Below are 26649 nucleotides of genomic sequence, written 5' to 3'. Positions count from 1 at the left end.
TTGACCGAATCGGACCTCCCTGTTGTGCAACTCACGCCGGGACGCTGGGGCGATCCGGCCCACCCCGTCGACCTGCCCGCCGCGGCCGTGGATGCGTTGAAGCATCTCGGCGTACGACGCCCCGCCGCAGGCCCCGTGGAGCCAGTGGACCGGCCCGGGCTGACGGCCACACAGCTGAGCTTCCTGGCCGGAGTGGTGGGAGCGGAGCACGTCACGACCGACCTGGACTCCCGGTGGGCGCACACGCGCGGCTATTCGACACCGGACCTGCTGCGGCACCGCGCCGGCGACACGTCGGACATGCCGGACGCGGTGGTGTACCCAGGGAGCCACGACGAGGTGCTGGCTGTGCTGGCGGCTTGCTCGGACCACGACCTGGCGGTGGTGCCGTACTCCGGCGGTACGTCGGTGGTGGGAGGACTGGCGGCATCGCGGGCCTTCGTCACCGTGGACCTGCGGCGGCTGGACCAACTGGTCGAGATCGACGAGGTGTCGCGGACCGCCACGCTGCAGGCCGGCGTACGGGGTCCGGCGGCGGAGGCGCTGCTCGCCGCCCGCGGCTACACCCTGGGCCACTTTCCACAGTCCTACGAGGGCGCGAGCATCGGCGGCTATGCGGCCGCGCGGTCGAGTGGGCAGTCCTCGGCCGGGTACGGGCGGTTCGATCAGATGGTTGTCGGGCTGACGCTGGCGACTCCGCGCGGGACTGTGGAGCTCGGCCGGGCGCCGATGTCCGCGGCCGGTCCGGATCTGCGTCAGTTGGTGCTCGGGTCCGAAGGCGCGTTCGGGATCATCACGTCGGTCGTCGTACGGATCCGGCCGCGGCCCACCGAGCGGCACTTCGAAGGCTGGCGGTTCGAGAACTTCGAGGCGGGGTTGACCGCGATCAGGCGGCTGGCGCAGGACGGGCCGTTGCCGACCGTACTGCGATTGTCCGACGAAGCGGAGACCGCGGTGAACCTGGCGGATCCAGATGTGCTCGGTGGTGGGACGGGCGGCGTACTGGCGATCGTCGGGTTCGACGGGCCGTACAAACAGGCGACAGCGGACGTGCTGACCGCAGCCGGTGGGCAGAACGTCGGCGAAGGGCCTGGCGAGACCTGGCGGGTCGGCCGCTACCGGGCGCCGTACCTGCGGGATCCCTTGCTGGACGAAGGTGCGTTGGTCGAGACGCTCGAGACAGCCGCCTTCTGGTCGAAGGTGCCCGCGCTGAAGGCCGCCGTGACCGAGGTACTCGTGAGGTCACTGACTGACCAAGGTACTCCGCCGCTCGTGCTGTGCCATGTCTCGCATGTCTACGAAACAGGCGCCTCCCTCTACTTCACTGTCATCTCCGCGCAGACCGGCGATCCCGTCGGCCAGTGGCGTACGGCGAAAGCCGCGGCAAGCCAGGCGATCGCGGTGGCCGGCGGCACGATCAGCCACCACCACGGTGTGGGCACCGACCATCGAGAGGCGTACGCGGACGAGATCGGGCCGCTGGCAGTCGAAGCGCTCCAGGCCGTCAAGCACGTGCTCGACCCCGGCCATGTCCTCAACCCAGGGATCCTCTTGACCTGAAGTCGACTTGAAGTATGACAGTGGCGGACATGACACCTGAATCCGCCAACCGCCCTGTCGCCCTCGTCACCGGCGCGTCCGCCGGCCTCGGACTCGCGCTGGCGCACGGCCTGGCCGACCGCGGCTGGGCGCTGGTGATCGACGCCCGTGGCGCCGACGCCCTCAAGGACGCGGCCGACGCGCTGGCCGGCCGCACCGACGTGGTCCCGCTCGCGGGCGACGTCACCGACCCCGAACACCGTGCCGACCTGGTCGATGCCGTCACCGAGCTCGGCCGGCTCGACCTACTGGTCAACAACGCCAGCTACCTCGGCCCGAGTCCCCTGCAGCAGTTGGGTGCCGCAGACCTCGACGAACTGCGCCGCGTCTATGAGGTCGACGTGGTCGCGCCGATCGCACTGGCCCAGGCACTGCTGCCTGCACTCACGACAGCATCCGGTGTGCTGCTCAACATCAGCTCCGACGCCGCGGTCGAGGCGTACGAAGGCTGGGGCGGCTACGGCTCGGCCAAGGCTGCACTCGACCACGCCAGCCGAGTGCTGGCCGCTGAGCACCCCTCGCTTGCTGTCTACGCCGTCGATCCGGGCGACCTCCGGACGGCGATGCACCAGGCCGCGTTCCCCGGTGAGGACATCTCGGACCGGCCTGAGCCGGCGACCGTCGTACCGGCGTTCCTGCGACTGCTGGACAGCCGGCCGGCGAGTGGTCGCTACCGAGCAGCCGACTTCGCCGCGGCGGTGGCGCCGTGACGGTCCATCCACAGACCCGATTCGTCCTGCCCGATTCGCTGAACGCTTCCGAACCACCCGAGGCCAGAGGGCTCTCGCGGGATCAGGTGAGGCTGCTGGTCGCGGAGGGGTCGACCATCACGCACACCCGATTCGACCGGATCGGTGAACATCTGCGGCCGGGTGACCTGCTGCTGGTCAACACTTCCGGCACACTGCCCGCGGCGGTGGACGGCTCGTGGATCACCGGCGCCGGTGTGGCCCCTGTCGTCGTGCACTTCTCCACCGCGCTCGACGACGGCACCTGGGTCGTCGAACTGCGTGATGCCCGCTCACCGATGCTCGGAGGTACGGCGGGCGACCAGGTGGAGATGCCCGAGGGTGTGCTGACGCTGCTGGCGCCGTACCAATCGGAGTCCAACCGTCTGTGGCGTGCCACGCCGCCGGTGCCCGATGTGCTCGGCTATCTGGCTCGTCACGGCAGGCCTATCAGCTACAGCTACGTCGGGCGGCGTTGGCCACTGGCGTCGTACCAGACCGTCTTCGCCCGTGAGCCCGGTAGTGCGGAGATGCCCAGCGCCGCAAGGCCGTTCAGCTTCGAGCTGGTGAGTCACCTGGCAGCGCAGGGCGTCCTGATCGCACCGATCCTGTTGCACTGTGGTGTCTCGTCCCTGGAGAGCTACGAACCTCCGCTGCCCGAGCGGTACGACGTACCCGCGCACACGGCCCGTCTCGTCAACTGGGTCAGGGCCAACGGCGGTCGCGTGATCGCCGTCGGCACGACCGCAGTCCGAGCCATCGAGTCAGCCGTCACCTCCGACGGCACAGTCACCCGGTCAAACGGCTGGACGGACCTTGTCCTCGGCCCGGATCACCCGTCCCGCGTCGTCGACGGCCTGATCACGGGGATGCACGCCCCGGAGGCCTCGCATCTGCTCCTGCTGGAGTCGGTCGCCGGCCCCGACGCCGTCCAGCGTGCCTACACCGCCGCCCTGAACGAGCACTACCTCTGGCACGAGTTCGGCGACGCTTGCCTGCTGCTGCGTTGACGGCGGCGGCAGATACCGCTCGTTGCCCGGGCGGGCCCGTTTGTCCACTGCACGTGGGCTCATGTGGATGTCCTTACCGATGTGGTCCCCCGTCGGGACGTCACCTGATTAGACGAGCATCCGGGCCCGCCTGTCATCCGGATTCATCGAACCGAGCGGAAATTGTGGCCTAGGCCTATTGGTTGCGGATGGGTCAGTGGGCGTAGCCGTGCAGGAAGGTGTGGACGCCGGTGGTGACGGCCTCGGTGATGTCGTCCGGCGTCACCGGTCCGCCGCGGTACGACGGGTTGGCGCCGGAGACGAGGAGGGAGAAGTGCAGAGCCGCCCGCATCGGGTCGTCGATCCGCAGTAGTCCATCGGCTGCGAAGGCGGCCAGTCGCTCGGCGAGAGCACGTCGTACGGCGAGAGGTCCGGCTTCCTGCCAGGCGTCGACGGCTTCCTGGGGGATGTGGCCGGCCTCGGCGTTGACCTGGCGGACCAGTGCCGAGTGCTCGGCGTAGTCCGGCATCGGCGTACGCCAGTGGATGCCGAAGGCAACCAGGTTGGCCTCGAGGTCGGTGACGTGACCGAGGTGCTGCTCGATGATCTCGAGCTGGGCGGCGGCGACCCGCGTCGCGCTCTCCTGGATGACCGCCCGGAACAGCCCGGCCTTGTCGCCGAAGTGGTTGTAGAGCGTGCGGCTCGAGACGCACGCCTCGGCCGCGATGACGTCGATGCTCGCCCGCGCGTACCCGTCCCGCGCGAACACGGTCAACGCGCCGGCCAGCACCTCCTGCCGCTTCCCGGCCCGTGCCATGGCGTCTCCTGGCTTAGTTACAACGACCGTTGTACTTTAGCAGGTATGGCATTCACGACAGAGGAACTGGCGTACCTGAGGTCCCAGCCACTGGCCCGGCTCGCCACCGTCGGCCCCGACGGCCAGCCGGACGTCGTTCCGGTCGGCTTCGAGTACGACGGCCACTACTTTTACGTCGGCGGGGTCGACCCGGCGAAGACGCGCAAGGTCCGCAACGTCGAAGCAGGCCACGAACAGGTGGCGCTGGTCATCGACGACCTGGTCTCGACCAACCCCTGGTCGCCGCGCTTCCTCCGGGTCTACGGCACGGCCGAGGTCGTCACCCGCGACGGCCGCTTCGGCGACGGCACGTACTTGCGGATCACGCCGACGACCACGTGGAGCTGGCACCTCGACGGCCGCCCGGTCGACCACGACCAGGAGGAGTTCGGCCCGCGCCGGACCGAGCACACAGCCGGCTAGGTTCGGGCTTTGCTGCGGCGGTGTTTGGTGATCTGGAGGAAGATCCACCCGACAGCCGCGCCGGTGAGGAACCCGCCGAGGTGGCCTTCCCAGGAGATGTTCGGGATGGTGAACGAGATGACCGCCGTGATCGCCACGTAGGCGATGATCCAGGTGACATCGAGTCCGCGGGCCCGGCTGACCACCAGCAGCGCGCCGACCAGACCCAGTACGGCGCCGGACGCGCCGAGCGTCGCCGAGACCGGGGAGGCCAGGATCCACACCGCCACACTGCCGCCGAGGGCGGACAGCAGGTAGAGGATCGAGAACCGGAGCCGACCGAGCATCTGCTCCAACGGCGGACCGAGCTGGTAGAGCATGAACAGGTTCGAGAAGATGTGGAAGAGCTGCACGTGGGTGAAGGCCGACGTGAGCAGCCGCCACGGCTCGGAATCCACCAGGAACGGGACGAGCACCAGGTCGTTGACGACCCGGCTGCTGCCGATGCGCACGGCGATGAAGACCAGCACGTTGAGCGCCACGATCACGATCGTGACGATCTGCCCGTTGACGCGGGCGACGCCGCCGAGCGACGTCCGGGTGCGCGGGACCGACTTCACGCCTTCGTTGAAGCAACTCGGGCATTGGAAGCCGACAGAGGCGCTGTTCATGCACTGCGGGCAGATCGGCCGGTCACAGCGCTGGCACCGGACCCCGGCGGGCCGATCCGGGTGCCGGTAGCAAACGGTCTCGGTCACGCGGGTGGGTTCCTCCCAAGAGGCGCGCGGGCCGGGCACCGAGGCCCGGCCCCACGCGGAAATCAGGCGTTCTTGCGCTCGATGGTGACGCTGTTGATCACGATCGGCTCGATCGGCCGGTCGCCGGGTGCGGTCTTCGCGGTCGCGATCGCGTCGACGACCTTCTTCGACTCGTCGTCAGCGACCTCACCGAAGATCGTGTGCTTGCGGTTCAGGTGCGGCGTCGGGACCACGGTCACGAAGAACTGCGAGCCGTTGGTGCCGCGGCCGAACTGGATACCGGCGTTCGCCATCGCGAGCAGGTACGGCCGGTCGAACTGCAGCTCCGGGTGGATCTCGTCGTCGAACGAGTACCCCGGGGAGCCGGTGCCGGTGCCGAGCGGGCAGCCGCCCTGGATCATGAATCCGTCGATCACCCGGTGGAAGGTCAGGCCGTCGTAGAACCGCGCGGTGCTCGGCGCGCCGGTCTGCGGGTCGGTCCATTCCTTGGTGCCCTCGGCCAGGCCGACGAAGTTGCTGACCGTCTTCGGCGCCTGGTTGGGGAACAGCCTGATGACGACGTCACCCTTCGTCGTCTGCAGGGTCGCGTACAGCTCTTCGGCCACGGGTGTTCACTCCTCATCAGAAACGGCTTACCCCTCGATCCTGTCATGTGAGTCCAACCGGAGGCGGAGCGGCTGGCCGGAGTGTGATCGAACCGGCCGGTAGTGGGTACTGGTAGGCCGGTTTGTCGGCTGAGTACGTCGTACGATGCAAACCAGAGCGGAAATGTCCAGATCCGTACCAGCACAGCGTCCATGTCGCCGATGGGCCGGAACGCCGTCCGGGACGGACGGCACCGAGGAGGGAATCGTGGGTTCGAGGAAGACCAAGGGCAGGGTGGAGACCGCGAAGGACCGGGTCAAGCCATTCGCCGAGTCAGCATCGGAGAAGATCGGGCCGGCTGTCGGCCAGGTCCGCGAGCACCTCGGGCCGGCCGTGGGCACCGCACGGGAGAAGGTGTCGCCGTACGCCGAGAAGGCCGTCGAGCGCGGCGCCCACTACGCCGGAGTCGCGGTGGAGAAGGCGAGCCCGGTGATCGACGACGCGCTGGCCAAGGTCGGCCCGGCCACCGAGCAGGCCGCCGAGAAGGCACGCGAGCGGTTCAATGACGACGTGCTGCCGAAGGTGACCGCCGCGCTGGCGTCGCTGGCGGCCGCGGCCGAGCCGGTCGTGCAGGAGACCTCACGCCGGGGCAGGGCTACCAGGGCCGCGCTCAACGGTGAGATCGACGCGCCGAAGAAGAAGAGCCACAGGCTCCGCAAGGTCGTGCTGTTCCTGGGCTTCGGGGCCCTGGCGGCGGCGGCCGTGAAGAAGCTGCTGACCCCGCCGGAGCCGGCCTGGCAGTCGACCCCGACGAGCGGCCGCGACTACAGCTCCGCCCCGGCCGGTACGACGTCCCGTCCGGACACCGCCGCGTCCTCGAACGGCAAGACGGACACGGCCAAGACGGACACGGCCAAGACGGACACGACCAAGACAGACACGACCAAGACGGACACGGCCAGGACCGACACGGCCAAGACCGAGGCGCCGAAGACCGAGGCGCCGAAGACCGACGGTCCGAAGGTCGAGTCGAAGCCGGAGCCCGCCAAGCCGGCTGAGGCGAAGACCGACGACACCGAGGTGAACGCGGCGGCCAACGGCACCACGAAGAAGGCGGCCACTCCGCGCAAGACGAGCAGCCCGAAGCCGTCCGACTCCTGACCCGACACACCGCAACGGCGAAGGCCGCGATCCCCGGCTGGGGTTCGCGGCCTTCGTTTGCTGACGGCGCCTTGCGCGTACGGCGTCAGTTCGGTCGCGGATCCTGGTCGTGCTGGTCGCCCTGCTCGTCGTACTCGTCGTCGTGGTCCGGCTTGGTCATGGTGTAGCGGCCGGCCGACAGGAGCTGGGTGGCATAGCGGTGCGTGATGCACGGGTAGGTGCCGCCGCAGTGCAGGCAGACGGCATCGTTGCGGTGCAGCCAGGGCAGGACGCCGAAGCGCTTGACCCAGGTCAGCGGTTCGCGGTCGGGGGCGTGCAGTTGCAGGGCCGAGCGGGCCGCGTTCTGGATCTCAGGCGCGGACCACTCCTCGGCACTCTTGTCCATCAGTGCGCTCAGGTCGGGGTGGAGGTGTGCGGTGGAGCGGGTTTTGGTCATCTATGCGTCTTCCGGGGCAGGGTTGGTGGCGACTGAATCGCTCGCTTCAAACGTGACGATCCGATCGCTGTTAGCAACGGTAGTCCTCCAGTAGCCCTCACCGCGCTTTCGCACGCGTCGCCCGGTGTCAGATCTTCGTCAGGTTTCGCAGCGTGCCGGGTGTGTGCCTGATCGTCAGGTCCACAGCGTCTCGAGAGTGATCCGCGCCTCGAGCTCGAGCAGGTGGCGTTTGAGCGGGATCCCGCCGCCGAAGCCGACCATCTTGCCGCCGGCGCCGACGACCCGGTGGCAGGGCATCACGACGGCGATCGGGTTCCGGTTGCAGGCGGTGCCGACGGCCCGGGCAGCACCCGCGTCCCCGACGATCTTGGCGACCTCGCCGTACGTCTGCATCTCGCCGTACGGGATCCGGCGGAGCTGCGCCCAGACGGCGCGCTCGAACTCGGAGCCGCCGCGGACCGAGAGTGGCACGGTGAACTCCTGCAGTTCGCCGGCGAAGTACGCCTTCAACTGCTCCTGGGTCTCGGTCAGCAGCGGATCGGCCTCGAGGGGCCGGTCGGCGCGACCGAAGTGCAGCCGGCACAGCCCGGTCTCGTCGACGGCCAGGGACAGGTCGCCGATGGGTGAGTCGACCACGGACCAGCGCATACCGACCATCCTCGACCCAGGCACCGACAGTTTCCGGCGGAATTACGACGGATACCGACACCAGCGGGTTCGCGACGTGATGTCCTCGCCCGGTCACGCGGTGTTGTGCTATTTCTGATCCATGCCGAGCCAGGCGCAGCAGCCGCCGCTGGACCGCTGGTTCAGCTCCGAGCACGCGATGGGGCTGGCCGCGTCGATCCTGATCGGTGTGGTCACGGCGACCACCTGGGCCACCGCCTGGTCCGACTGGTACTCGTTCCAGACGCTGAAGAAGTACGGCGACGACCACGATCAGCTGGCCGGGGCCGACCTGATCTCCGGTTCGCTCGGCATCGTCGCGGCGCTGGCGCTGCTGGCGGCCGCGGTGGTGTTCATCGTCTGGCTGTGGCGGGTCCGGTGGAACGCGGAGATGTTCTGCCGCGGCGAGCACCGGTTCACCCGGGGCTGGGTGCTCGGCAGCTGGATCTGCCCGGTGGTGAACCTCTGGTACCCCAAGCAGGTCGTCGACGACATCGTCGCCGCCAGCGATCCGCGGACCCCGCCGCAGACGGTGTCGCTGAAGACCATTCCCGGCACCCGGTTGGTGTGGGCCTGGTGGCTGACCTGGGTGGCCGGACTGGTGACCGGCAACGTGGTGCAGCGCGGCGTGCTCGGCGGCGCGACCGAGGTCGGGCAGCTGCGGACGAACGTGATCCTGTCCAGCCTCTCTGCCCTGTTCACGACCGCGGCCGCCGTTCTCGGGGTGGTCCTGATCCAGCGGATCGACGAGCTGCAGACGCGGCGGCCGTGGGTGCCGTGGTGGGCGGCCGGCCAGCAGCAGACCGGCTTCCAACCTCCTGCGCGGTAAACCAAACCGTCACGCAGGGTCGGATGCCTCGTTACAAGAGGTGATGGGCGCACGAAAAGAACAGGTTAAGTCGATACCCTCTGTGCTGGGACCGACTGCACACGCGTACCTACTTCGTGGTATCAATGTGGCTCGGTCATGCGGGGGCAGGATTTGGCCGAGACGCCGAACAGACGGAGTTCCAGCAACGCGAGGGACGCACGACGTGAGCCACCCGCAGCCAGCAGTCCTTGTCTTGTCCTCCCCAGATCAGGAAGATTGGCAGCCGCACGCAGCCGAGGAGTTCCAGCACGTAGGGACGGTCGGCAAGCTCGCCATCGGGTTGCTCGGTGCATCCACGATCACCCACCTGCTCTCCACCTGGTCGGACTGGAACACCTACGGTGTCGTCCACCGCTACCTCGGCGGGATGCCGAACGTCGATGACGCCGACCTGAACCGCGCCGACGCGATCGCCAAGGTCACCGCGGTCCCGAACGTGATCATCTCCGTCGCCGCCGCGGTCGTCTTCGTCATCTGGTTGTGGCGAGCCCGGGTCAACTCCGAGGTCTTCTGCCAGGCCGATCATCGCCGGAGCCACGGCTGGGTGCTGGCCAGCTGGTTCTGTCCCGGACCGAACCTCTGGTATCCCAAGCAGATCGTCGACGACGTCTGGCTGGCGAGCGATCCGAAGACCCCGGTGTACGCCGATGACCTGCGCCGGTTCAGGACTCCCGCTCTCACGTCCGTGTGGTGGGTGGCCTGGATCGGCGCACTCGCGTTCGACGTGGTCGTCCGCCGCTTCCTGATGTGGATGGAAGCGACCGTCGGGTCGCTGCGCGGTATCGCCCTGGCCGGTACGGCGTCACTGGTGCTGACCGCGGTGTCGGCGGTCGCGGCGACGATGGTGATCCGCCGGATCAACACGATGCAGACCACCCGCGAGTGGGTGCCGTGGTGGGACCAGCGCGAGCCGAAGCTGATGGCGGTGCCGACGTACGCGAACGACGACACCGACGAGCAGCCCGCCATCTCCGAGCCGATCGCGGCCTCGACCCTCCCCCCGGCGCGGCGACGGGAGCTGCAGATGGCCGGCGGCGGTCCGGCCGCCAACCCGTTCGCGGCGCCCCCGGCGCCACCGGCAGGCTTCCCGGGCGACGGTGTGGCCGCGGCCAACTTCCCGGTCGGCGGCAGCCCGTTCGCCGCAGGTCCGGCAGCGCCCGCCGCGTTCGGTGGTGACGCGCCCGTCGAGGAGGCTCCGAAGTGGAGCCCGTTCGCCCCGGTCGTGGAGAGCTGGCAGAACGAGGACGTCGACAGCGGCCCCGCGACCGAGCAGTTCAACGCGGTGGAGACCTGGCGGGACGAGCAGCAGGCCCAGCAGACCAGCTACGCGCCGGAGCCGGGCCCGCGGACGAGCTGGAACGACTACCTGGGCGCCGGCAGCGAGGACCGGCTGTCGAGCGGCTCACAGCCGAGCAGTTGGCGCGACGAGACCCCGCCGATGACCGTCGTGGAGCCCGACCCGTACAGCTACCAGCCGCAGCAGCCGGCCCAGCCGGAGCCGTCCTGGGCCGCCAGCTACTCCGAGCCCTACACGTACGACAGCACTCCGGACTACCTCACCCAGACGACCTCCCCGGTGGAGGCCGAACCCGCACCCGAGCCTGAGCCCGCGCCAGTTGCGCGCGCCGGCCGCCGGGCCGCTCGGGTCGCGGTGGACAGCCCGTCGGCGATCGAGCAGCCGACGGTCGCCTCGCACTCCGTGCACGCGCCGTCCTCGCACACGATGCCGTCGTCGCACGTGTCGGCTTCCTCCGGCTACTACGAGCCGTCGGCACCCGCCCTCGGCCAGCAGCAACAGGACGACTTCCTGACCCCGTCCAAGCCGCTCCCGCCGGTCCCGTCGTACGGACCCGAGCCGTCCTACACGCCGGAGCCGACGTACACGCCCGAGCCGTCCTACAGCCCGGAGCCGACGTACACGCCGGAGCAGACCAGCTACACCTCGGACTACAGCTCGTCGTACGACGACTCGTCCTCGAGCTACCAGACGTCGTACGAGCCGACCTCGGACTACTCGTCGTACAGCTCGGAGTACACGAGCACCAGCAACTACGAGTCGACCGACTACGGCTACAGCAGCCCGACCTCGGACCACTCGAGCAACAACTACGAGACGCCGTCGTACGACTCCTACAGCCCGACGTCGTACAGCGGCTCGGAGTACAGCACGGGGTACAGCGGCAGCACCGAGTCCTACGAGACCTACAGCCCGAACTACGCGACGGAGTCCTACGGGGCGCCGTACACCCCGGACTACTCGCAGGCCGAGCAGCAGCCGTCGGAGTACCAGCAGCAGGCGTACTACACCCCCGAGCAGCACCAGCAGCCGGAGCAGGAGCCTGAGCAGCCCACCACGCCACGCACTCACCCGCGGCGGCGCTGGGTCTGATCTGATAGCGGTATGAGATTCGCCTTCTCCACGCTCGGCTGCCCCGGAGCACCACTCGACCACGTCCTGGAACTTGCCAAAGGCAACGATAATTCCGGCCTGGAGCTGCGAACCGCGCCGGACGAGTTCACCAACACCGGTCTGAGTACGTCGCAGCGCCGTGAACTGCGGACCCGGATCGAGGACGCGGGCCTGGAGATTCTCGCCGTCAGCAGCTACGTCAAGCTGTGCGCGGTCGAGGACCAGCCGCTCGAGGCCCACCTGGAACTCGCCGCCGACCTCGGCGCCCGCGGCGTCCGGGTCTTCCCCGGCGATGTCGACAGCGGTACGACGGACGGCCCCAGCGCCGGCGAGATCCGGGCGCTCGACCGGGTGACCTCCGCTCCCAGGGACTCGCAGATCCTGCTGGAAACCCACGACTCGCACTCGGCCGGCCGGAAGATGGCCGCGTTGTGCACGCTGCTCGACACCGACGTCCCCGGCCACAACGTCAAGGTGATCTGGGACAGCGCGCACACCTGGTCGCATGGTGAGACCCCGGCCGAGGCGTTCGAACTGCTGAAGCCGTGGATCGAGTTCGTGCAGATCAAGGACAGCGACTCGAGCCAGGACTACCGCCCGGTCGCGATGGGCGCCGGTGACTACCCGATCCGGGACCTGCTGCAGGTCCTCGACGGCACGGACTACCCGCTGTCCCTCGAATGGGAACTCAAGTGGCACCCGCACCTCCCGCCGCTGGAGGAGGCCCTTCCGGCCACGCAGGCCTGGCTCGATCAGGGCGACGAGGTCAGGTAACGCGTGATGGTCGGGCCGAGCCACGCGACCACTTCGTCGTGGGACATCGTGGCGATCGGCGCGATCTCCAGGATGTAGCGGCAGAGCGCGAAGCCGAGGGTCTGGCTCGCGACCAGGCCGGCCCGGACGCCCGGCTCCTCGACCGCGAGCGCGCGCAGCGTCGGCGCGAGCTGGGCGGCGAAGATGTCCCGCATCCGGTCGGCCGCGGCCTCGTTGGTGACCGATGACCTCAGGAGCGCCCGAAGCGTGTCGTCGCCCTCCCACCGAGTGACGAAGTGCCGCACCAGCGCGTCGCCCAGTTCGTCCGGTGGCAGGTCGCGCAGGTCTGGCAGCCGGAGATCGAACTCGGCTGCCGCCGCGAACAGCTTCTCCTTGGTGCCGAAGTACCGCATCACCATCGCCGGGTCGATCGCCGCGTCCGCCGCGATCGCCCGGATCGTGGCCCGCTCGTACCCGTCCGCGCCGAAGCGCTCCCGGGCCGCCGCGAGGATCGCCGCCCGGGTCCGATCCGACTTCCGTTCTGCCATGCCCACAGCATATGCCAACACTTGTTGACTTTTCTTCCTGGCGCTCCTACAGTAAAAGTCAACAAGCGTTGATAAACCTCGGAAGGAGCAACGATGACTCCGGAGCGTGCGGATGTCGTGGTGGTGGGTGCGGGTCCGGTCGGCCTCGCGGTGGCGGCCGGCTTACGGCTGCAGGGGCACTCGGTGGTCGTGGTCGACCGGCAGGCCGAGGGGGCGAACACCTCCCGGGCCTGCGTGATCCACCCGCGGACGCTGGAGATGCTGGATCAGATCGGCGTCACCAAGCGCCTGGTCGAGCTCGGCCTGGAGCTGGAGGACTTCGCCGTACGCGATGGTGACCGACGGCTCGTGCCGGTCGGCTTCGGCGACCTGCCGACCGACTACCCGTTCATCGTGATGCTCCCGCAGTACCTCACCGAGCGGATCCTGCTGGAGCGGCTCGAGGAGCTCGGAGGTTCGGTACTGCGTCCGTACGCGGCCACCGGCCTGACCCAGACCGCGGACGGCGCCGAGGTGACGCTGGACAGCGGCGACGTGATCAAGGCGCGGTACGTCGTTGCCGCCGACGGCATGAACAGCACCATCCGCGAGCTGGCCGGGATGCGGATGCCGGGCAACACGCTGCAGTTGTCCTGCAGCCTGATCGACGTCCGCGTCGACGGCGGGCTGCCGGTCGACGAGGTCGCGCTGTACTTCTCCCACGCCGGACTGCTCGTGGTCGCGCCACTGCCGGACGGCAGCTTCCGGCTGGTCGCGGAGGTGGGTGACGCACCGGAACACCCGGACGCGGCGTACGCGCAGCAGTTGCTGGTCGGCCGTGGTCCGCGCAAGAGCGCACCGAAGGTCACCGAGGTGATCTGGGGTTCCCGGTTCCGGATCCACGAGCGGGTGGCCGACGAGTACCGGACCGGGCGGGTGCTGCTGGCCGGCGACGCGGCGCACACCCACAGCCCGGCGGGAGGTCAGGGCATGAACCTCGGTCTGCGCGACGCGATGGTGCTGGCCGATGCGCTCTCGATCGCGCTGACCCGCGACGACGAGTCGGATCTCGACGCTTATGCCACCAACTCGCGCGCCGAGGCCGTTCGGGTGATCGGGCTGGCCCACCGGCTGACCCGGCTGGCCAATCTCCCGCGCCCGCTGCGCCCGGTCCGCAACGCCATCCTCGGCCTGGCCGGCCGCCGCGAGAAGGTCCAGGTCGCCTTCGCCAAGCAGCTCGCCGGCTTTCCCGGCCGCTGATCAGCCGGCGGTCGACTCGCGGATCTCCAACGTGTACGGAACGGTGAGGTCGCGGCGCGCGGCCTCACCGCTGCCGGAGATCCGCTCCAGCAGCAGATCGACGGCGTTGCGCGCCAGCCACTCCTTGTCCGGCGAGATCGTGGTCAGCGACGGCGAGTGGTACCGGCCGTCCTCGATGTCGTCGAAGCCCACCACCGCGACGTCGTCCGGCACCGACAGCCCCGCGTCGGCGAGCGTCCGCAGCGCGCCGAGCGCGAGCAGGTCGTTGAAACAGAACACGGCATCCGGTCGCTCGGGCAACGCCAGCAGTTCACGCATCGAGGCCGCGCCGTCGTCGCGGTGATAGCCGGTCCCGGCCAGCTCGAGCGCCGGGTCATGCGGCAACCCCGCCGCCTTCAACGCCTTTCGGTATCCCTTCCGCCGAACCGCTCCGGTGCCGGCTCCCCCACCGACCCCGATCGCTGCGATCCGCCGCCGGCCGATCGAGATCAGGTGCGTCGTCGCGTCGTACGACGCCTGGACCGAGTCGACCGCGACATGGTCGAAGGTGCCACCGGCGGGCCGTTCGCCCAGCAGGACAAGGGGTTTCGCCGTACCGGCCGTGCCGATCTTCGCCGGGGCTGTGGTGATCGGCGAGAACACGATGCCGTCGATCAGTTGCCCGCGCATCCCGTCCAGGACCAGCTTCTCGGCCGCGGCCTCGCCCTCGGTCTGATCGATCAGCACGGTGATGCCACGCCGTTTCGCCGCCCGGCTGATCGCCGCGCCGAGTTCGGCGAAGTACGGCGAGGCCATCTCGGGGATGGCTAGGGCGATGAAATCCGACCGGCCCTTGCGCAGCGAGCGGGCACTGACGTTCGGCTTGTAGTCCAGCGCGGCGATCGCGGCCTCGACCTTGGCCCGGGTGTGCGCGGTGATGTGCGGGTAGTCGTTGATGACGTTCGACACGGTCTTCACCGACACGCCGGCCCGTGCCGCCACATCGCTCAGCCTGGTCGCCATCCGTACCTCCTGTCACCGCCTGTCGCCTGAGTGTGCCATGCCCGCGGGGGGTGAACCCTTTACACCGGATATCAATCGTTGTAGACATCCACGTTAAACGTTGTAAACGTTCGCCGGGAGGCCTCGTGGCACGTCTTGTCGTGGATCGTGCGTTCGTGGTCGGTGAGCTCGACCGGCGCCTGTTCGGCTCGTTCGTCGAGCACATGGGCCGCTGCGTCTACACCGGGATCTACGAGCCCGGCCACGCGACCGCCGACCCGGACGGCTTCCGCCAGGACGTGCTGGAGCTGGTCCGCGAGCTCGGTGTCACCACGATCCGCTACCCCGGTGGCAACTTCGTCTCGAACTACGACTGGGAGGACGGCGTCGGGCCGAAGGACCAGCGGCCGCGCCGGCTCGACCTGGCCTGGCGGGCGATCGAGCCGAACCAGTTCGGCACCGACGAGTTCGTCGCCTGGGCCGGCAAGGCGGACGTCGAGCCGATCTGGGCGGTCAACCTCGGCACCCGCGGGATCAAGGAAGCGGTCGAGCTGCTGGAGTACTGCAACCTCCCGGCCGGCACGGAGCTGCCCGATCGCCGGGTCGCCAACGGCCACGAGGCGCCGTACGGCATCAAGGTGTGGTGCCTGGGCAACGAGATGGACGGCCCCTGGCAGATCGGCCACAAGACCGCCGAGGAGTACGCCCGGCTGGCCGAGGAGACCGCGAACGCGATGCGCCGGGTCGAGCCCGGTCTCGAACTGGTCGCCTGCGGTTCGAGCAACGCGGGGATGCCGACGTTCGGCGAGTGGGAGCGGGTCGTGCTGGAACGCACGTACGACCTGGTCGATCACATCAGCCTGCACGCGTACTACGAACCTCACGATGGTGATCAGGGCAGTTTTCTCGCGGCGGCCGAGGAGATGGACCGGATGATCTCCGCGGTGGTCGCGACCGCCGACCACGTGAAGGCGCTGAAGCGCAGCGACAAGGAGATCACCTTGTCGTTCGACGAGTGGAACGTCTGGAACCAGCGGCACTTTCCCGGCGAGCTCGGCCTCGGCATCCGCGAGGTGAGCCCGTTGATCGAGGACACCTACACCGTCGACGACGCGGTGGTGGTCGGCAGCCTGCTGATCACGCTGCTGCGGCATGCCGACCGGGTGAAGATCGCTTGCCTTGCGCAACTGGTCAACGTGATCGCGCCGATCCGGACCGAGCCGGACGGGCGGGCCTGGCGGCAGACCATCTTCCATCCGTTCGCGCTGACCGCCCGGTACGCCGGTCCGACCGTCCTGCAGACCGCGATTGGTGACGGGCCGGACATCGACACCGCCGCGTTCGGCCGCATCCCGGCACTGTGGAGCACAGCGACGTACGACGAGAACACCGGCGAGACCGCGATCTTCGTGGTGAACCGGAGTGAGACCGACAAGGTCGACCTGGAGATCCCGCTCGGCCGCGGTCTGCGCGTGGTCGAGCACCTGGCCCTGTACGACGACGACCGGGCCGCGGCGAACACCGCGGACGACCCTGACCGGGTGGTGCCCCGGTCCGTCGACGGCACCGAGGTCGTCGACGGGAACTGCACCGCCACGCTGCCGCCCGCGTCGTGGCACCTGATCCGCCTCCGCACCGACGAAGGCTGATGCACCAAACAGAGAGGAACCCGCCCGTGCCTCCGAGAAGATTCCTCGCCGCAGTCTGCGCTGTGGCTGCCCTGGCCGCCGGTACGACGGCCGCCACGGCCGCACCCGACCCGGCGGTGAAGACGACCAACCCGATCACGTCCAGCTTCGCCGACACATTCGCCGATCCGTCGATCATCCAGGGCCGGGACGGCTACTGGTACGCCTATGCCACCTCCGACCCGCTGGTCGGAGGCGGCCCGTTCGGCCTGATGCACATGGCTCGCACCAAGGACTTCGGTTCCTGGGAGTACCTGGGCACCGTCTTCACCGACGCGACCAAGCCGGCCTGGGCCGCGCCCGGATCGTTCTTCTGGGCGCCGGACATCCGCTACTTCGGGGGCCGGTACGTCATGTACTTCACCGTCACCGACACCACGGCCAACGCCGGCGGCGATCCCGCGATCGGTGTGGCCACCGCCCCGACCCCGGCCGGACCGTGGACCGCTACCGACGGACCGGTCGTCGCGCCGAGACCGGACGGCAACGGCGGCTTCCTCGGCACGATCGACCCCGCTCTGCTGACCGCCGCCGACGGCAAGCGGTACCTGTACTACGGCGGCTTCAACGGCGGCATCTCCGTCACCGAACTGTCGCCGGACGGCCTGCACTCGGTCGGTACGCCGACCCAGGTGACCATCGGCGACCGCTACGAGGGTTCGTACGTCGTCTACCGCGACGGCTGGTACTACTTCATGGGCTCGTCGATGAACTGCTGCGCCGGCCCGACCACGGGCTACTCGGTCTTCGCCGGCCGGTCCCGCTCACCGCGCGGCCCCTTCCTCGACAAGGACGGTGTCGCACTGACCGACTCACACGTCGGCGGTACGACGGTCATCACGCAGAACGGGAATCGGTGGATCGGACCCGGCCACCACGCGTTCATCACCGACGCGGCCGGCCAGGACCACATCGTCTACCACGCGATCGACCGCGGTACGCCGTGGCTGACCAACCCGCTCGGGGTCAACCGGCGGCCGATGCTGATCGATCGGATCGACTGGATCGACGGCTGGCCGCGGACCCGCGCCGGTCTCGGGCCGTCCGAGGGGCCGGTGCCTGCTCCAACAACCGGGTCCGGACTCGGGATCGACTCGACCGATCCGGCTGGTGGTGTGCTCGGTGCCAGTCGGCAGCCCGGTGACGCTTTGGGCGGACCGACGGCGTCCATCTCCGGTGCCGCGCAGACGCGCCAGTCGGCGCCGGGTGGTTCGCTCCGCGTGGAGGCCGACGTACGGCTGGGGAACTCGTTCACCACTGTGCTCGGCAACGAGGTCGTCGCCACTGTGTCGGGTGGCAAGGTGACCGTTGTGGCGGGTCACCGGACCGCGTCGGCCGCACTGCCGGCCGACTTCGATCGGTCGCAGTGGAACAAGCTGAGCGTGCAGGTCTCCGGTACGACTGTCACCGCTCGGGTGAACGACGCCGGTCTGGGTGACGTGTACGCCGAGGCACAACTCGCCGTACCCGGGCTGATGCTTCAGGCTGCGCCGGTGCGGTGGCTCGGGTCGGCCGAGGTGGACAACCTGACCGTCCGTCCGGTGGCGGAGCCGGTACGACGGATGGCCGACGTACCGCGGACCGGGGAGCTGTTGTCCGGAGACGACTTCTCCGCGAACCTGGGTGACGACTGGTCGTGGTTGCGTGAGGACGCCAACGCGGTTGTTGCTGATGGCAAGCTGTCGTGGCCGTTGGAGAACGCGGACATGGTCGGCAGCGGGAACAACGCCGGGTTGCTGTTCCACCAGACGCCGGCCGGGGACAGTTGGATCGCCGAGACCAAACTGCATCTCGATCTCGGTGCGAACGACGTACGCAACTATCAGCAGGCCGGGATGATCGTCTATCTGAACGACAACGACTTCGCGCGGCTGGGCTCCGTCTCGATCTGGAAGACACGGCAGACGGAGTACGGGCGCGAGCTGGTGGCGCGGCCGTCGGACGGTGCGACGACGTACGGTGCGGCGGCGATCGGGCGGTCGGCGTCGACGCTGTGGCTGCGGATCGCGTACAGCAAGAACGCTGCAGGTGAGAACGTCTACCGCGCTGGGACGTCCGTCGATGGGCAGAGCTGGACATGGGGCGCCTCGTGGGTACTGCCCGCGGGGCAGACGCCGAAGCTCGGGCTGTATGCGCATGGTGAGTTCACCGGTGCGAACCCGGCGCCGGTGGCGACGTTCGACTATCTGCGGTTCTACGAGAGCAAGTAAGGAGACACGTGGGATTCACCAATCCGGTCTACGACGGCAACTTCGCCGACCCGGCCATCATTGCGGTGGGCAACGGCTTCTACGCCTTCGCGACCAACGGGCCGTTGGGGAACGTGCAGACGTTGAAGTCTGCCGACCTGGTGGCGTGGGAGCAGGTCGGCGATGCTCTGCCGTCGTTGCCGGATTGGTCGTCGCCGGGTCGGGTCTGGGCGCCGGAGGTTTCGGTGCACGGGCCCGATCGGTACGTCATGTACTACACGACGCGCGGGACTGCCTCCGGTCGTCAGTGCATCGGGGTCGCGGTCGCGTCCGTGCCGACAGGTCCATATGTCGATAAATCGTCTGAGCCGTTGATCTGTCAGGCAGACGAGGGTGGTTCGATCGACGCGTCGCCGTTCCAGGACTCGACCGGGCGGCGCTGGCTGTACTGGAAGAACGACGGCAACGCGATCGGTGTCGACACGTGGATCTACGTGTCGGAGCTGTCGGCCGACGGTCTGAGTTTGACCGGTCCGGTACATCGGCTGATCAAGCAGGACCTCCCGTGGGAGGGTGCGCTCGTCGAAGCGCCGTACATGGTCGAACGATCCGGCGTCTTCCATCTCTTCTACTCGGCCAACGCCTTCGACAAGGCGGCGTACGCCGTCGGCCACGCCCGCTGCTCATCCCCCATCGGCCCCTGCACGAAGTCCGGCGACCCCATCCTGTCGTCCTCCCCCGACGCCGCCGGCCCTGGTCACAACATGGTCATCCGCAAGGACAACCGCGACTGGTTCGTCTACCACGCCTGGAACCCAACCCAGGTAGGCACCGACCCCAAAGGCCGCACCATGTGGCTCTCCGAACTCACCTGGCCTGCGGACACCCCCGTCGTACAACCACCACTCCGACTCAACCCACTCACTCCGTAGAAGCCCCGCGCCTCGTTCGCGACCCGTTGAACGGCGATTGAGACCGGCCGTAACCTTTCGGGTCGTTCCCGCATCAAGTGTATGGAGGTACTTGCCGGCGGAGGCGGGTGTAGCGGCCGCGGAGGGAACGGCCGCTGCGTGCCGTCTCATGACTGAGGCCGTGACGGCTACGGGTGACGACGCGGGGAGCGTGGTCAGCAGGTCCGCGCCGGTACCTGGCAGGGCTTCGAGAAGCTGATCGCGACCAGGTGCGGCCAGAACGGCACACTGCTCCTCGGCATCGACAAGGACGCCAAGGCCGGCTACCTGTACGCCGTTGGCCACGCCAACGGCACCGCCACGGTCATCAAGGGCCTCGGCAAGGTCAACGCCACCTTCTCCGACCCCGTCAACTTCCGCTGGGCCGTGAGTGGGACCAACTCAACGGGAACTGACGCCGGCTCCATCGAGAACCCGCACCAGGATGTCGAGGGCCCGGTGGAGGTCGGGGGTGCTGGGGGTGGCGTAGCCGATGACTAGGCCGGGTGGGCCGGGGGTGGAGCGGCGGTACTCCGACAACGGGGCTACTACTACGCCGGCTTGGCGGGCTTCGGCGGTGATTTGGTGGTCGTTGAGGGAGTCGGCGAGGAGCAGGGTGATGTGGAGGCCCGCCTCCTGGCCGATGATTTGGCCGTAGGGCGAAAGGGTGGTGCAGGTGTGGAGGCGGCGATCGGCGTACAGGCGGCGGCCTTTGCGGACGGTCTGGTCGAGGTAGCCGTCGCGGAGCATGGCGAGGAGGGCAGCCTGCATCGGCCAGCCGGGCCAGTCGCCGGACTCGGCGCGGAAGCGGGCCAGGCGATCGACCATCGTGTCGGACGCGACCAGCCAGCCGAGCCGGAGCGCCGGACTGATCGTCTTGGAGAGCGTGCCGAGGTGGACCACCCGATCCAGGTCCAGCTGGGCGAGCGCGGGCAGTGGCGCGACGTCGTACCGGAACTCGCTGTCGTAGTCGTCCTCGATCAGCATCGCGTCGTTGCGGCGTGCCCACCGGACCAGCTCGTTGCGTCGGGCAACGGGCAGCCGTCCGCCGAGTGGGTACTGGTGCGACGGGGTCACGTAGACGGCCGGGACCTCGGTCAGTGCGGAGACCTGCAGTCCGTCGGCGTCCACCGGTACGTCGAGGATGTCGAGGTGGTGGTCCCGGGCCGCGACGACCGCGTTCAGGTAGCCGGGGTCCTCGATCGCGATCCGGTCGCCCGGCCGCCGGGTCACCGTGAGCAGCAACCGAAGGCCGTGCACGGTGCCGTTGGTGATCAGGATGTTCTCCGGCCCGCAGGCGATCCCACGGACGCGGCCGACGTGGTCAGCCAGCGCAGCGCGGAGCTCCGGTAGCCCGGCGGCTTCGTCGTACCCATGTGGGGGCGACTGCGTCGACACCTCCCGCCAGGCACGTCGCCAGCCGGGGTCCGGCGTCGGTGCGATGTACGGGATGCCGGGGCGCAGGCTGAGCAGCTCGGCCGCCCGATCCGGCTGGGGTGCAGCCCGGTGCCGTACGGCGGGCTGCAGCGGTACGACGTCCGTCACGTACGTCCCGGCACCCGTACGACCCTCGATCCACCCCTCAGCGTGGAGTTGGTCGTACGCCGCCTGAGTCACCGACCGGGACACGGACAGGTCGCGGGCGAGATCGCGGGTGGACGGGAGCCGGTGGCCGGACCGGAGCCGGCCGTCCAGGATCGCGGCCCGGAACTGCTCGGCCAGCTGCAGGTGCAGCGGCAGACCGGTACGGCGATCGATGGTCAGCGGCAGGGAGCTTTCCACGAATGGACTACCTGATTCGCGCGGGAATGGACCGTGCCAGCATGCCACTCCGGACGGGACTCTGGTGACATGACCACCACGCCGCTGCAGCCGACCGACCGGACCGCCCTCCGCCGCTCCAAGGAGCGCGCTGCTACCGACCGGCAGGCGCTGTACGACGTACTCCTCGACGGCATGTTCTGCCACCTCGGTGTCGTCGTCGACGGTGCACCGCTGGTGCTGCCGACGGCGTACGGCGTGGATCTGGACGAGGGACCCGACGGGACGCTGTACCTGCATGGGTCGGTCGCCGCCCGCAGTGTGGTCGCGGCGCCGCAACAGACAATCTGCGTGACCATCACGCACGCGGACGGCCTGGTGCTTGCCCGCTCCGCGTTCCACCACTCGGTCAACTACCGGTCGGCGGTGATCTTCGGCGTACCGAGGCTGGTGACCGATCCGGAGGAGAAGCTGCACGCCCTCAACCGCATTGTCGACCACCTCGTCCCCGGCCGCTCCACCGCGGTCCGCCCGCCGAACCGCAAGGAACTCGCGAAGACCTCGGTCCTCGCGCTCTCACTGACCGAAGCCTCGGTGAAGACCCGCTCCGGGCCCGCCAACGACGAGGAGCAGGACCTCGACCTGCCCTATTGGACTGGCGTGATCCCGCTCCACATCGTTGCCGGCGAACCGGAGAACAACCCTGACTGCGACCTGCTCGTGCCCGCTCACGTCCGCACGAAGGCGAACCTGCTCGGCGCACCGTCCTAGGCCACCGTCCCCTTGTTGTAGTTCTTCTGGGCCCAGAAGTAGCCGACCACGGCGATGGCGGCGCACCAGGCCAGCGCGAGCCAGCCGTCGCCGCTGTCCATCGGCGTGCCCAGCAGCAGGTGCCGCAGGGTGTTGATGGTCGGGGTGAACGGCTGGTACTCGGCGAACCAGCGGATTCCGCTCGGCATCGACTCCAGCGGGATGAAGGTATTGCTGAGGAACGGCAGCAGCAGGGAGATCGGCAGGACGACATTGCTCGCCGCCTCCGGTGTCTTGCTGGTCAGGCCCAGCGCGATCGCGAACCAGGTCAGCGCGATGGTCAGCGCGATCAGCAGGCCGGCTGCCAGCAGCCAGTCACCCGGCGACGCGTTCGGACGGAACCCGATCAGGACGGCGAAGCCGACCACCAACGCCAGGCTGACGATCGTCACGAGTACGTTGCCCAGCACATGTCCGGTCAGTACGGCGGGCCGGAAGATCGCCATCGTCCGGAACCGCGCGACGATGCCCTCGGTCATGTCCATGCAGACGGCCACCGCGGGAGACATCGTCCCGGACGCGATCGACATCAGCAGGATGCCCGGGGTGAGGAAGTCGATGTAGTCGAAGCCGCCGCTGCCGCCGAGACCTGCTGAGAACGTGTCGCCGAAGACGAGGCCGAACAGCAGGATCATGATCACCGGCATCGCGAGAGCGCCGAGGGACAAGCCGGGGTAGCGCTGGGCGTGCCGTAGGTTGCGGCGCAGCATGGTGGCGGTGTCCTGCAGTGCGTAACTCATTTCGTCGTCACCTTCTCGTGCGAAGTCTCAACAGTGGGCTGACCGGTGACGGCGAAGAACACGTCGTCCAGGTCGGGGGTGTGGACGGTCAGGTCGTCGAGCTCGAGTGAGGCGTCGTCGATCCGGGCCAGCAGGGCGCGCAGCGAGTGCACGCTGCCGTCGTTCGGCACCTGCAGGACCAGTGCCTCCTCGTCCCGCGCCGCCTCCGGCAGGACCTGGGCCGCAAGGGCGAACACATCGGGCGCGGTGAACCGGAGCCGAACATGCCCGCCCGGTACCAGCCGCTTCAGCTGCTCGGCAGTTCCCTGCGCGACCAGCCGCCCATGATCGAGTACGGCGATCCGGTCGGCGAGCTCATCCGCCTCGTCCAGGTACTGCGTGGTGAGCAGGACGGTGACGCCTCCGGCGACCAGCTCGCGGATCAGCTGCCACATGCTGTGCCGGCTGCGCGGGTCCAGGCCGGTGGTCGGCTCGTCCAGGAAGATGATCCGTGGATCCCCGACCAGCGTCATCGCCAGGTCGAGCCGGCGCTTCATACCGCCGGAGTATGTCGAAGCCATCTTCGAGCCGGCTTCGACGAGGTCGAACCGCTCGAGTAGTTCGTCCGCCCGGAGGCGGCCCTCGCGACGGCCGAGGTGGTGCAGGTCGGCCATCATGATCAGGTTCTCGCGGCCGGTGAGCAGGCCGTCGACCGCGGAGAACTGGCCGGTGACGCCGATCGCGGACCGGACGTCCTCGGGGTTCTGGTGCAGATCGAACCCGGCGACCCGGATCTCGCCGGCGTCGGCCGCGATCAGGGTGGACAGGATCTGCACCGCGGTGGTCTTACCGGCGCCGTTCGGGCCGAGCAGGGCAAAGATGGTGCCTTCGGCAACGTTCAGGTCGATGCCGTCCAGCACGAGCTTGTCGCCGTAGGACTTGCGCAGTCCGCGGACGTCGATGGCTGATGACATGGGTCTTCCTCGGGTGAAGTGGGCAGGGTGAACCTGACCCAGTGGCTGAAAGGGTCTGTGGGAGGAGATTCAGGGCGTGCTGATCCAGCCGGCCGGCCTTCGTCGAAGGCGCCGGATCAGCGCAGAGGGATGAGGACTAGATGTCGAGGTCCTCCACCGTGGGGTGGTTCGAGGCTTCCTCGACCAGTTCGTAGAGGTCCTCGGGGATCAGCTCGCGGAGCTCCTCGATGGTGTCGACGACATCGAGGGTGGCCTCGCCCTGGGCCACGCTCCAGGACTGGTCGGTACTCCAGTTGCCGATCCAGGAGCGCCAGCCGCTCAGGTACTGCTCGTCGTCGGCGCCCACGGTGAAGAGGTTGCTGCGGTCCGCGTGCAGCACGTACTTGCCGGTCCGGCTCCGGTACACCTTGAAGGCCTCGTAGCCGTGCTTGCTGGATCGGCCGCCCTCGGCGAGCAGTACGCCGGAGAACCGCTGCTTGCGGCCGGTCCCCCGGCCCACCCGCACGGTGATCTCGTCGTACCCCTCGAGCCGGCCTTCCTCCAGTTCGACGTACTTGCGCAGCGCGATCGAGATCGCCGAGGACAGGTTCCCGGCGAGCTCCTGCGCCTTCTTGTACAGCGGCAGGTCGTCGTCCGACACGTAGATCGTCTTGTTGGGCATGCTTCTCACTCCTCCTACGTAGAACTATACGTACGAGGGTGGGCCGTGTCTACATATATCTCTACGTAGAGGTGGAGCCGGCCGGCTCAGCGGGGTGAGAACAGCCAGGGCTGGTCGAGATCGAAGAACACCGGCTGCTCCGCGTCGAGCGAATTCAGTTCGTCCATCGTCGCCTTCAGGCTGGCCGGCGGCTCCTTCCGCTCGCCCTCCCGGGCCTCCGCCTCGGAGGTGAAGTACAGCGCGGTCGTGAAGGCACCGTCGTCGTAGATCGCGAGCAGACTGCCGATGATGTCCGGCCGGAAGGCAGCCCATTCCTCCGGATGCTCGGCCATCAGCGCCCGGGCTCGCTCGGGGTTCGATGCCCGTCCCTGGATCACCTGGACGAACCCTGCCGCATCCGGATCGCCGGACTGGTCGACCGTCACATCCTCGGACTCGTGGAAGATGGCGCTGCCGGTGAGCAGCGTCGAGAACTCGTGCCACCACTTGTCCTGCGCGGGCGACTCGCTGTTCCGCCGCGCCGCATCGGCGGAGTCGAACCGGGCCAGCACGATGAACCGCCCGTCCGCGGTGACCCCGGCGGTGCTCCCCAGCCAGCCGGTCGCCTCGGGCGCCAACTCTTCCATCCACCGGTCGAACGCGGTGTGCGCCTGCTCGGCATCGGTGATCTGCCCCTGAATGACCTGAACGAACATCGTGCGACCTCCCCTGTCTCGCCCCAGGTCGCACTTCGAAGCTACGCCGGTGACTTGATTCGGTCGATGGGTGCGGAGGTGAGGCGGGTGGCGTGGCGGATACGGGCCAGCATGAGGAGGCTGGCGAGGATGCCGGTGGCGCCCAGGGTGATCAGGCGCGGGTCCGCTTTCCACAGGCCGAAGACGAACCAGCAGGACAGTTCGCCGAACACCAGGGCCCACGTGCCTTGGGAGATGCCGGTCGGGCGTGCGGTCCGGTACGCCGTCCACACTGACGGCGTGACCTGGACGATCGAGGCGGCGGCGAGCAAGGTGCCCAGGCCGATCCGTCCACCGACGGCTGCCGCGAGCACGAGCAGTCCCACCCAGCCGCAGATCCACACGATCGCGCGGCGGTTCACCGCGCCACGTCGTACCAGCATCACCGAGAGGGTTCCGGCCAGGATGGCTGCCCCTGTGGACGGCAGGCTGGCGGTCCAGTAGCCCGAGGCCATGAAGTACGCGAACCAGGCCGCGTTGTTCGCACTCGTCAGCGTCGCCCAGGACCAGGAGACGCCGGCCGTGTCACCCGTGCCGCGGAGCTTGAGGAGCTGCGGCAGGTACTGCGGCATCCCGAAGCAGGCAGCGAGGATGGGCAGGAAGTCCAGCATGGCGCAAGATTACTGCTGAATCGGCGACGATATCGTGCGAATTCATGCTCACATCGCGGGACAGCGGTTAGGATCTGTGCCATGGACGCGATCGATCGCAAGATCCTTGCGGTGCTTCAGGCGGAGGGCCGGCTGACCGTCACCGAGCTCGCCCAACGGATCGGGCTGAGTGCGGCGCCCTGTCACCGGCGGCTGCGGGAGCTGGAGCGGTCCGGAGTGATCAGTGGATACCGGGCCGTCATCGATCCGGGCGCGGTCGGGCGCGGGTTCGAGGTGCTGCTCGCGGTCACGATGGACCGGGAGGAGTCGGTGGCCGGATTCGAGTCCGGGCTGGCCGAGATCCCCGAGGTGGTGCATGCCGAGCGGCTGTTCGGGGAGCCGGACTACTTCGTCCGGGTGGCGACGGCCGATATCGGCGCGTTCCAGCGGCTGCGCGACGAGCGGCTGGCCCGGCTGCCCGGAGTACAGCGGCTGACCTCGACGATCGTGATGAAGAAGGTGGTGGACAACCGCCCGCTGCCGACGTGAACGGTGTGGAAACTCATCCACTCAAACCTGACTTATCCACAG

The 26649-nt window shown here is 68.6% G+C and carries 27 protein-coding genes; 14 read left to right on the top strand and 13 right to left on the bottom strand.

Going from position 1 to position 26649, the window contains the following annotated elements; all coding sequences use genetic code 11:
• The 3 genes from ACIBG5_RS28170 to ACIBG5_RS28160 are packed head-to-tail and all read left to right on the top strand — an operon-like array spanning window position 1 to window position 3337.
• Window positions 1–1560, top strand: a complete 1560-nt coding sequence (locus tag ACIBG5_RS28170; RefSeq protein WP_396394463.1) for an FAD-binding oxidoreductase — start codon at window positions 1–3, stop codon at window positions 1558–1560.
• 29 nt (window positions 1561–1589) lie between these two features.
• The gene (locus ACIBG5_RS28165) at window positions 1590–2309 is read left to right on the top strand and encodes an SDR family oxidoreductase (protein ID WP_360437986.1); all 720 of its coding nucleotides are present in this window, start codon (window positions 1590–1592) and stop codon (window positions 2307–2309) included.
• Window positions 2306–3337, top strand: a complete 1032-nt coding sequence (locus tag ACIBG5_RS28160; protein ID WP_396394462.1) for an S-adenosylmethionine:tRNA ribosyltransferase-isomerase — start codon at window positions 2306–2308, stop codon at window positions 3335–3337. Before ACIBG5_RS28165 ends, ACIBG5_RS28160 begins: the two co-directional genes overlap by 4 nt.
• Window positions 3338–3530: 193 nt before the next feature.
• Here ACIBG5_RS28160 and ACIBG5_RS28155 read toward each other — a convergent pair whose 3' ends face one another.
• Complete coding sequence (locus ACIBG5_RS28155) at window positions 3531–4133, bottom strand: TetR/AcrR family transcriptional regulator (protein ID WP_396394461.1); 603 nt, start codon at window positions 4131–4133, stop codon at window positions 3531–3533.
• Window positions 4134–4178: 45 nt separating this feature from the next.
• Between ACIBG5_RS28155 and ACIBG5_RS28150 the strand changes: the two genes are divergently transcribed.
• Window positions 4179–4595, top strand: coding sequence for a PPOX class F420-dependent oxidoreductase (locus ACIBG5_RS28150; RefSeq protein WP_396394459.1), 417 nt, complete (start codon window positions 4179–4181; stop codon window positions 4593–4595).
• Here the strand turns inward: ACIBG5_RS28150 and ACIBG5_RS28145 are convergent.
• Window positions 4592–5332 (bottom strand): rhomboid family intramembrane serine protease, encoded by a 741-nt coding sequence (locus ACIBG5_RS28145; RefSeq protein WP_396394458.1) that lies wholly within the window; start codon window positions 5330–5332, stop codon window positions 4592–4594. The genes ACIBG5_RS28150 and ACIBG5_RS28145 overlap by 4 nt on opposite strands.
• A 62-nt stretch (window positions 5333–5394) precedes the next feature.
• Window positions 5395–5937 carry a peptidylprolyl isomerase gene (locus tag ACIBG5_RS28140; protein ID WP_131511674.1) on the bottom strand — a complete coding sequence of 181 codons (543 nt, stop codon included), beginning with the start codon at window positions 5935–5937 and terminating at the stop codon, window positions 5395–5397.
• Window positions 5938–6184: 247 nt separating this feature from the next.
• Between ACIBG5_RS28140 and ACIBG5_RS28135 the strand changes: the two genes are divergently transcribed.
• Window positions 6185–7078 carry a hypothetical protein gene (locus ACIBG5_RS28135; RefSeq protein ID WP_396394457.1) on the top strand — a complete coding sequence of 298 codons (894 nt, stop codon included), beginning with the start codon at window positions 6185–6187 and terminating at the stop codon, window positions 7076–7078.
• Between the two features lie 85 nt (window positions 7079–7163).
• Here ACIBG5_RS28135 and ACIBG5_RS28130 read toward each other — a convergent pair whose 3' ends face one another.
• Entirely contained in the window at window positions 7164–7514 is a 351-nt protein-coding gene (locus ACIBG5_RS28130; RefSeq protein WP_396394456.1) for a hypothetical protein, read from the bottom strand.
• A gap of 174 nt (window positions 7515–7688) precedes the next feature.
• Window positions 7689–8162 carry a methylated-DNA--[protein]-cysteine S-methyltransferase gene (locus ACIBG5_RS28125; RefSeq protein ID WP_396394455.1) on the bottom strand — a complete coding sequence of 158 codons (474 nt, stop codon included), beginning with the start codon at window positions 8160–8162 and terminating at the stop codon, window positions 7689–7691.
• Between the two features lie 121 nt (window positions 8163–8283).
• Here ACIBG5_RS28125 and ACIBG5_RS28120 point away from each other — a divergent pair, with 121 nt between their 5' ends.
• From ACIBG5_RS28120 to ACIBG5_RS28110, 3 genes are all read left to right on the top strand, one after another.
• A complete protein-coding gene (locus ACIBG5_RS28120) occupies window positions 8284–9009 on the top strand; it encodes a DUF4328 domain-containing protein (RefSeq protein WP_396394454.1) in 726 nt (241 codons plus the stop codon).
• A gap of 235 nt (window positions 9010–9244) precedes the next feature.
• Window positions 9245–11440, top strand: coding sequence for a DUF4328 domain-containing protein (locus tag ACIBG5_RS28115; RefSeq protein ID WP_396394452.1), 2196 nt, complete (start codon window positions 9245–9247; stop codon window positions 11438–11440).
• Window positions 11441–11452: 12 nt separating this feature from the next.
• Entirely contained in the window at window positions 11453–12235 is a 783-nt protein-coding gene (locus ACIBG5_RS28110) for a sugar phosphate isomerase/epimerase family protein (protein ID WP_396394451.1), read from the top strand.
• Here the strand turns inward: ACIBG5_RS28110 and ACIBG5_RS28105 are convergent.
• Window positions 12214–12762 (bottom strand): TetR family transcriptional regulator, encoded by a 549-nt coding sequence (locus ACIBG5_RS28105; RefSeq protein WP_360437953.1) that lies wholly within the window; start codon window positions 12760–12762, stop codon window positions 12214–12216. The two genes, ACIBG5_RS28110 and ACIBG5_RS28105, sit on opposite strands and share 22 nt — an antisense overlap.
• A gap of 93 nt (window positions 12763–12855) precedes the next feature.
• Here ACIBG5_RS28105 and ACIBG5_RS28100 point away from each other — a divergent pair, with 93 nt between their 5' ends.
• The gene (locus ACIBG5_RS28100) at window positions 12856–14001 is read left to right on the top strand and encodes an FAD-dependent oxidoreductase (protein WP_396394450.1); all 1146 of its coding nucleotides are present in this window, start codon (window positions 12856–12858) and stop codon (window positions 13999–14001) included.
• Here ACIBG5_RS28100 and ACIBG5_RS28095 read toward each other — a convergent pair whose 3' ends face one another.
• Window positions 14002–15003 (bottom strand): LacI family DNA-binding transcriptional regulator, encoded by a 1002-nt coding sequence (locus ACIBG5_RS28095; protein ID WP_396394449.1) that lies wholly within the window; start codon window positions 15001–15003, stop codon window positions 14002–14004.
• Between the two features lie 125 nt (window positions 15004–15128).
• Here ACIBG5_RS28095 and ACIBG5_RS28090 point away from each other — a divergent pair, with 125 nt between their 5' ends.
• Genes ACIBG5_RS28090 through ACIBG5_RS28080 form a run of 3 tightly spaced genes read left to right on the top strand, consistent with a single transcriptional unit; the run spans window position 15129 to window position 19791 of the window.
• Entirely contained in the window at window positions 15129–16631 is a 1503-nt protein-coding gene (locus tag ACIBG5_RS28090) for an alpha-N-arabinofuranosidase (protein WP_396394448.1), read from the top strand.
• Between the two features lie 26 nt (window positions 16632–16657).
• Entirely contained in the window at window positions 16658–18880 is a 2223-nt protein-coding gene (locus ACIBG5_RS28085; protein WP_396394447.1) for a family 43 glycosylhydrolase, read from the top strand.
• Window positions 18881–18888: 8 nt separating this feature from the next.
• Window positions 18889–19791: a glycoside hydrolase family 43 protein gene (locus ACIBG5_RS28080; RefSeq protein WP_396394446.1), complete on the top strand. Its 903-nt coding sequence runs from the start codon at window positions 18889–18891 to the stop codon at window positions 19789–19791.
• A 420-nt stretch (window positions 19792–20211) separates the two neighbouring features.
• Here the strand turns inward: ACIBG5_RS28080 and ACIBG5_RS28075 are convergent, their stop codons facing one another.
• Window positions 20212–21591 (bottom strand): PLP-dependent aminotransferase family protein, encoded by a 1380-nt coding sequence (locus ACIBG5_RS28075; protein ID WP_396394445.1) that lies wholly within the window; start codon window positions 21589–21591, stop codon window positions 20212–20214.
• A gap of 69 nt (window positions 21592–21660) precedes the next feature.
• Between ACIBG5_RS28075 and ACIBG5_RS28070 the strand changes: the two genes are divergently transcribed.
• Window positions 21661–22341, top strand: a complete 681-nt coding sequence (locus ACIBG5_RS28070; protein WP_396394444.1) for a pyridoxamine 5'-phosphate oxidase family protein — start codon at window positions 21661–21663, stop codon at window positions 22339–22341.
• Here the strand turns inward: ACIBG5_RS28070 and ACIBG5_RS28065 are convergent.
• The 5 genes from ACIBG5_RS28065 to ACIBG5_RS28045 all read right to left on the bottom strand — a co-directional run bounded on the left by ACIBG5_RS28065 (window position 22338) and on the right by ACIBG5_RS28045 (window position 26079).
• The gene (locus tag ACIBG5_RS28065) at window positions 22338–23120 is read right to left on the bottom strand and encodes an ABC transporter permease (RefSeq protein ID WP_396394443.1); all 783 of its coding nucleotides are present in this window, start codon (window positions 23118–23120) and stop codon (window positions 22338–22340) included. The two genes, ACIBG5_RS28070 and ACIBG5_RS28065, sit on opposite strands and share 4 nt — an antisense overlap.
• Window positions 23117–24073: an ATP-binding cassette domain-containing protein gene (locus ACIBG5_RS28060; protein WP_396394442.1), complete on the bottom strand. Its 957-nt coding sequence runs from the start codon at window positions 24071–24073 to the stop codon at window positions 23117–23119. The genes ACIBG5_RS28065 and ACIBG5_RS28060 overlap by 4 nt, the downstream gene beginning before the upstream one ends.
• Window positions 24074–24209: 136 nt before the next feature.
• A complete protein-coding gene (locus ACIBG5_RS28055; protein ID WP_360437924.1) occupies window positions 24210–24734 on the bottom strand; it encodes an EXLDI protein in 525 nt (174 codons plus the stop codon).
• Between the two features lie 86 nt (window positions 24735–24820).
• Window positions 24821–25429, bottom strand: a complete 609-nt coding sequence (locus ACIBG5_RS28050) for a hypothetical protein (RefSeq protein WP_396394441.1) — start codon at window positions 25427–25429, stop codon at window positions 24821–24823.
• Window positions 25430–25470: 41 nt separating this feature from the next.
• On the bottom strand, window positions 25471–26079 hold the full coding sequence (locus tag ACIBG5_RS28045) for a hypothetical protein (RefSeq protein ID WP_396394440.1): 609 nt from the start codon (window positions 26077–26079) through the stop codon (window positions 25471–25473).
• Between the two features lie 81 nt (window positions 26080–26160).
• Between ACIBG5_RS28045 and ACIBG5_RS28040 the strand changes: the two genes are divergently transcribed.
• Window positions 26161–26607 carry an Lrp/AsnC family transcriptional regulator gene (locus ACIBG5_RS28040; protein ID WP_131362217.1) on the top strand — a complete coding sequence of 149 codons (447 nt, stop codon included), beginning with the start codon at window positions 26161–26163 and terminating at the stop codon, window positions 26605–26607.
• The last annotated feature ends 42 nt before the right edge of the window (window positions 26608–26649 follow it).

Source organism: Kribbella sp. NPDC050241, assembly GCF_044459685.1.
Lineage (GTDB): Bacteria > Actinomycetota > Actinomycetes > Propionibacteriales > Kribbellaceae > Kribbella.
Note: the sequence above shows the minus strand (reverse complement) of the source record. Positions and strands in the feature narration are given on the sequence as shown.

Coding starts and splice junctions, on each gene's coding strand:
- ACIBG5_RS28165 (WP_360437986.1), top strand. CDS start 1,590: ATGACACCTGAATCCGCCAACCGCCCTGTCGCCCTCGTCACCGGCGCG.
- ACIBG5_RS28155 (WP_396394461.1), bottom strand. CDS start 4,133: ATGGCACGGGCCGGGAAGCGGCAGGAGGTGCTGGCCGGCGCGTTGACC.
- ACIBG5_RS28150 (WP_396394459.1), top strand. CDS start 4,179: ATGGCATTCACGACAGAGGAACTGGCGTACCTGAGGTCCCAGCCACTG.
- ACIBG5_RS28130 (WP_396394456.1), bottom strand. CDS start 7,514: ATGACCAAAACCCGCTCCACCGCACACCTCCACCCCGACCTGAGCGCA.
- ACIBG5_RS28125 (WP_396394455.1), bottom strand. CDS start 8,162: ATGCGCTGGTCCGTGGTCGACTCACCCATCGGCGACCTGTCCCTGGCC.
- ACIBG5_RS28120 (WP_396394454.1), top strand. CDS start 8,284: ATGCCGAGCCAGGCGCAGCAGCCGCCGCTGGACCGCTGGTTCAGCTCC.
- ACIBG5_RS28110 (WP_396394451.1), top strand. CDS start 11,453: ATGAGATTCGCCTTCTCCACGCTCGGCTGCCCCGGAGCACCACTCGAC.
- ACIBG5_RS28105 (WP_360437953.1), bottom strand. CDS start 12,762: ATGGCAGAACGGAAGTCGGATCGGACCCGGGCGGCGATCCTCGCGGCG.
- ACIBG5_RS28100 (WP_396394450.1), top strand. CDS start 12,856: ATGACTCCGGAGCGTGCGGATGTCGTGGTGGTGGGTGCGGGTCCGGTC.
- ACIBG5_RS28095 (WP_396394449.1), bottom strand. CDS start 15,003: ATGGCGACCAGGCTGAGCGATGTGGCGGCACGGGCCGGCGTGTCGGTG.
- ACIBG5_RS28070 (WP_396394444.1), top strand. CDS start 21,661: ATGACCACCACGCCGCTGCAGCCGACCGACCGGACCGCCCTCCGCCGC.
- ACIBG5_RS28065 (WP_396394443.1), bottom strand. CDS start 23,120: ATGAGTTACGCACTGCAGGACACCGCCACCATGCTGCGCCGCAACCTA.
- ACIBG5_RS28060 (WP_396394442.1), bottom strand. CDS start 24,073: ATGTCATCAGCCATCGACGTCCGCGGACTGCGCAAGTCCTACGGCGAC.
- ACIBG5_RS28055 (WP_360437924.1), bottom strand. CDS start 24,734: ATGCCCAACAAGACGATCTACGTGTCGGACGACGACCTGCCGCTGTAC.
- ACIBG5_RS28050 (WP_396394441.1), bottom strand. CDS start 25,429: ATGTTCGTTCAGGTCATTCAGGGGCAGATCACCGATGCCGAGCAGGCG.
- ACIBG5_RS28045 (WP_396394440.1), bottom strand. CDS start 26,079: ATGCTGGACTTCCTGCCCATCCTCGCTGCCTGCTTCGGGATGCCGCAG.
- ACIBG5_RS28040 (WP_131362217.1), top strand. CDS start 26,161: ATGGACGCGATCGATCGCAAGATCCTTGCGGTGCTTCAGGCGGAGGGC.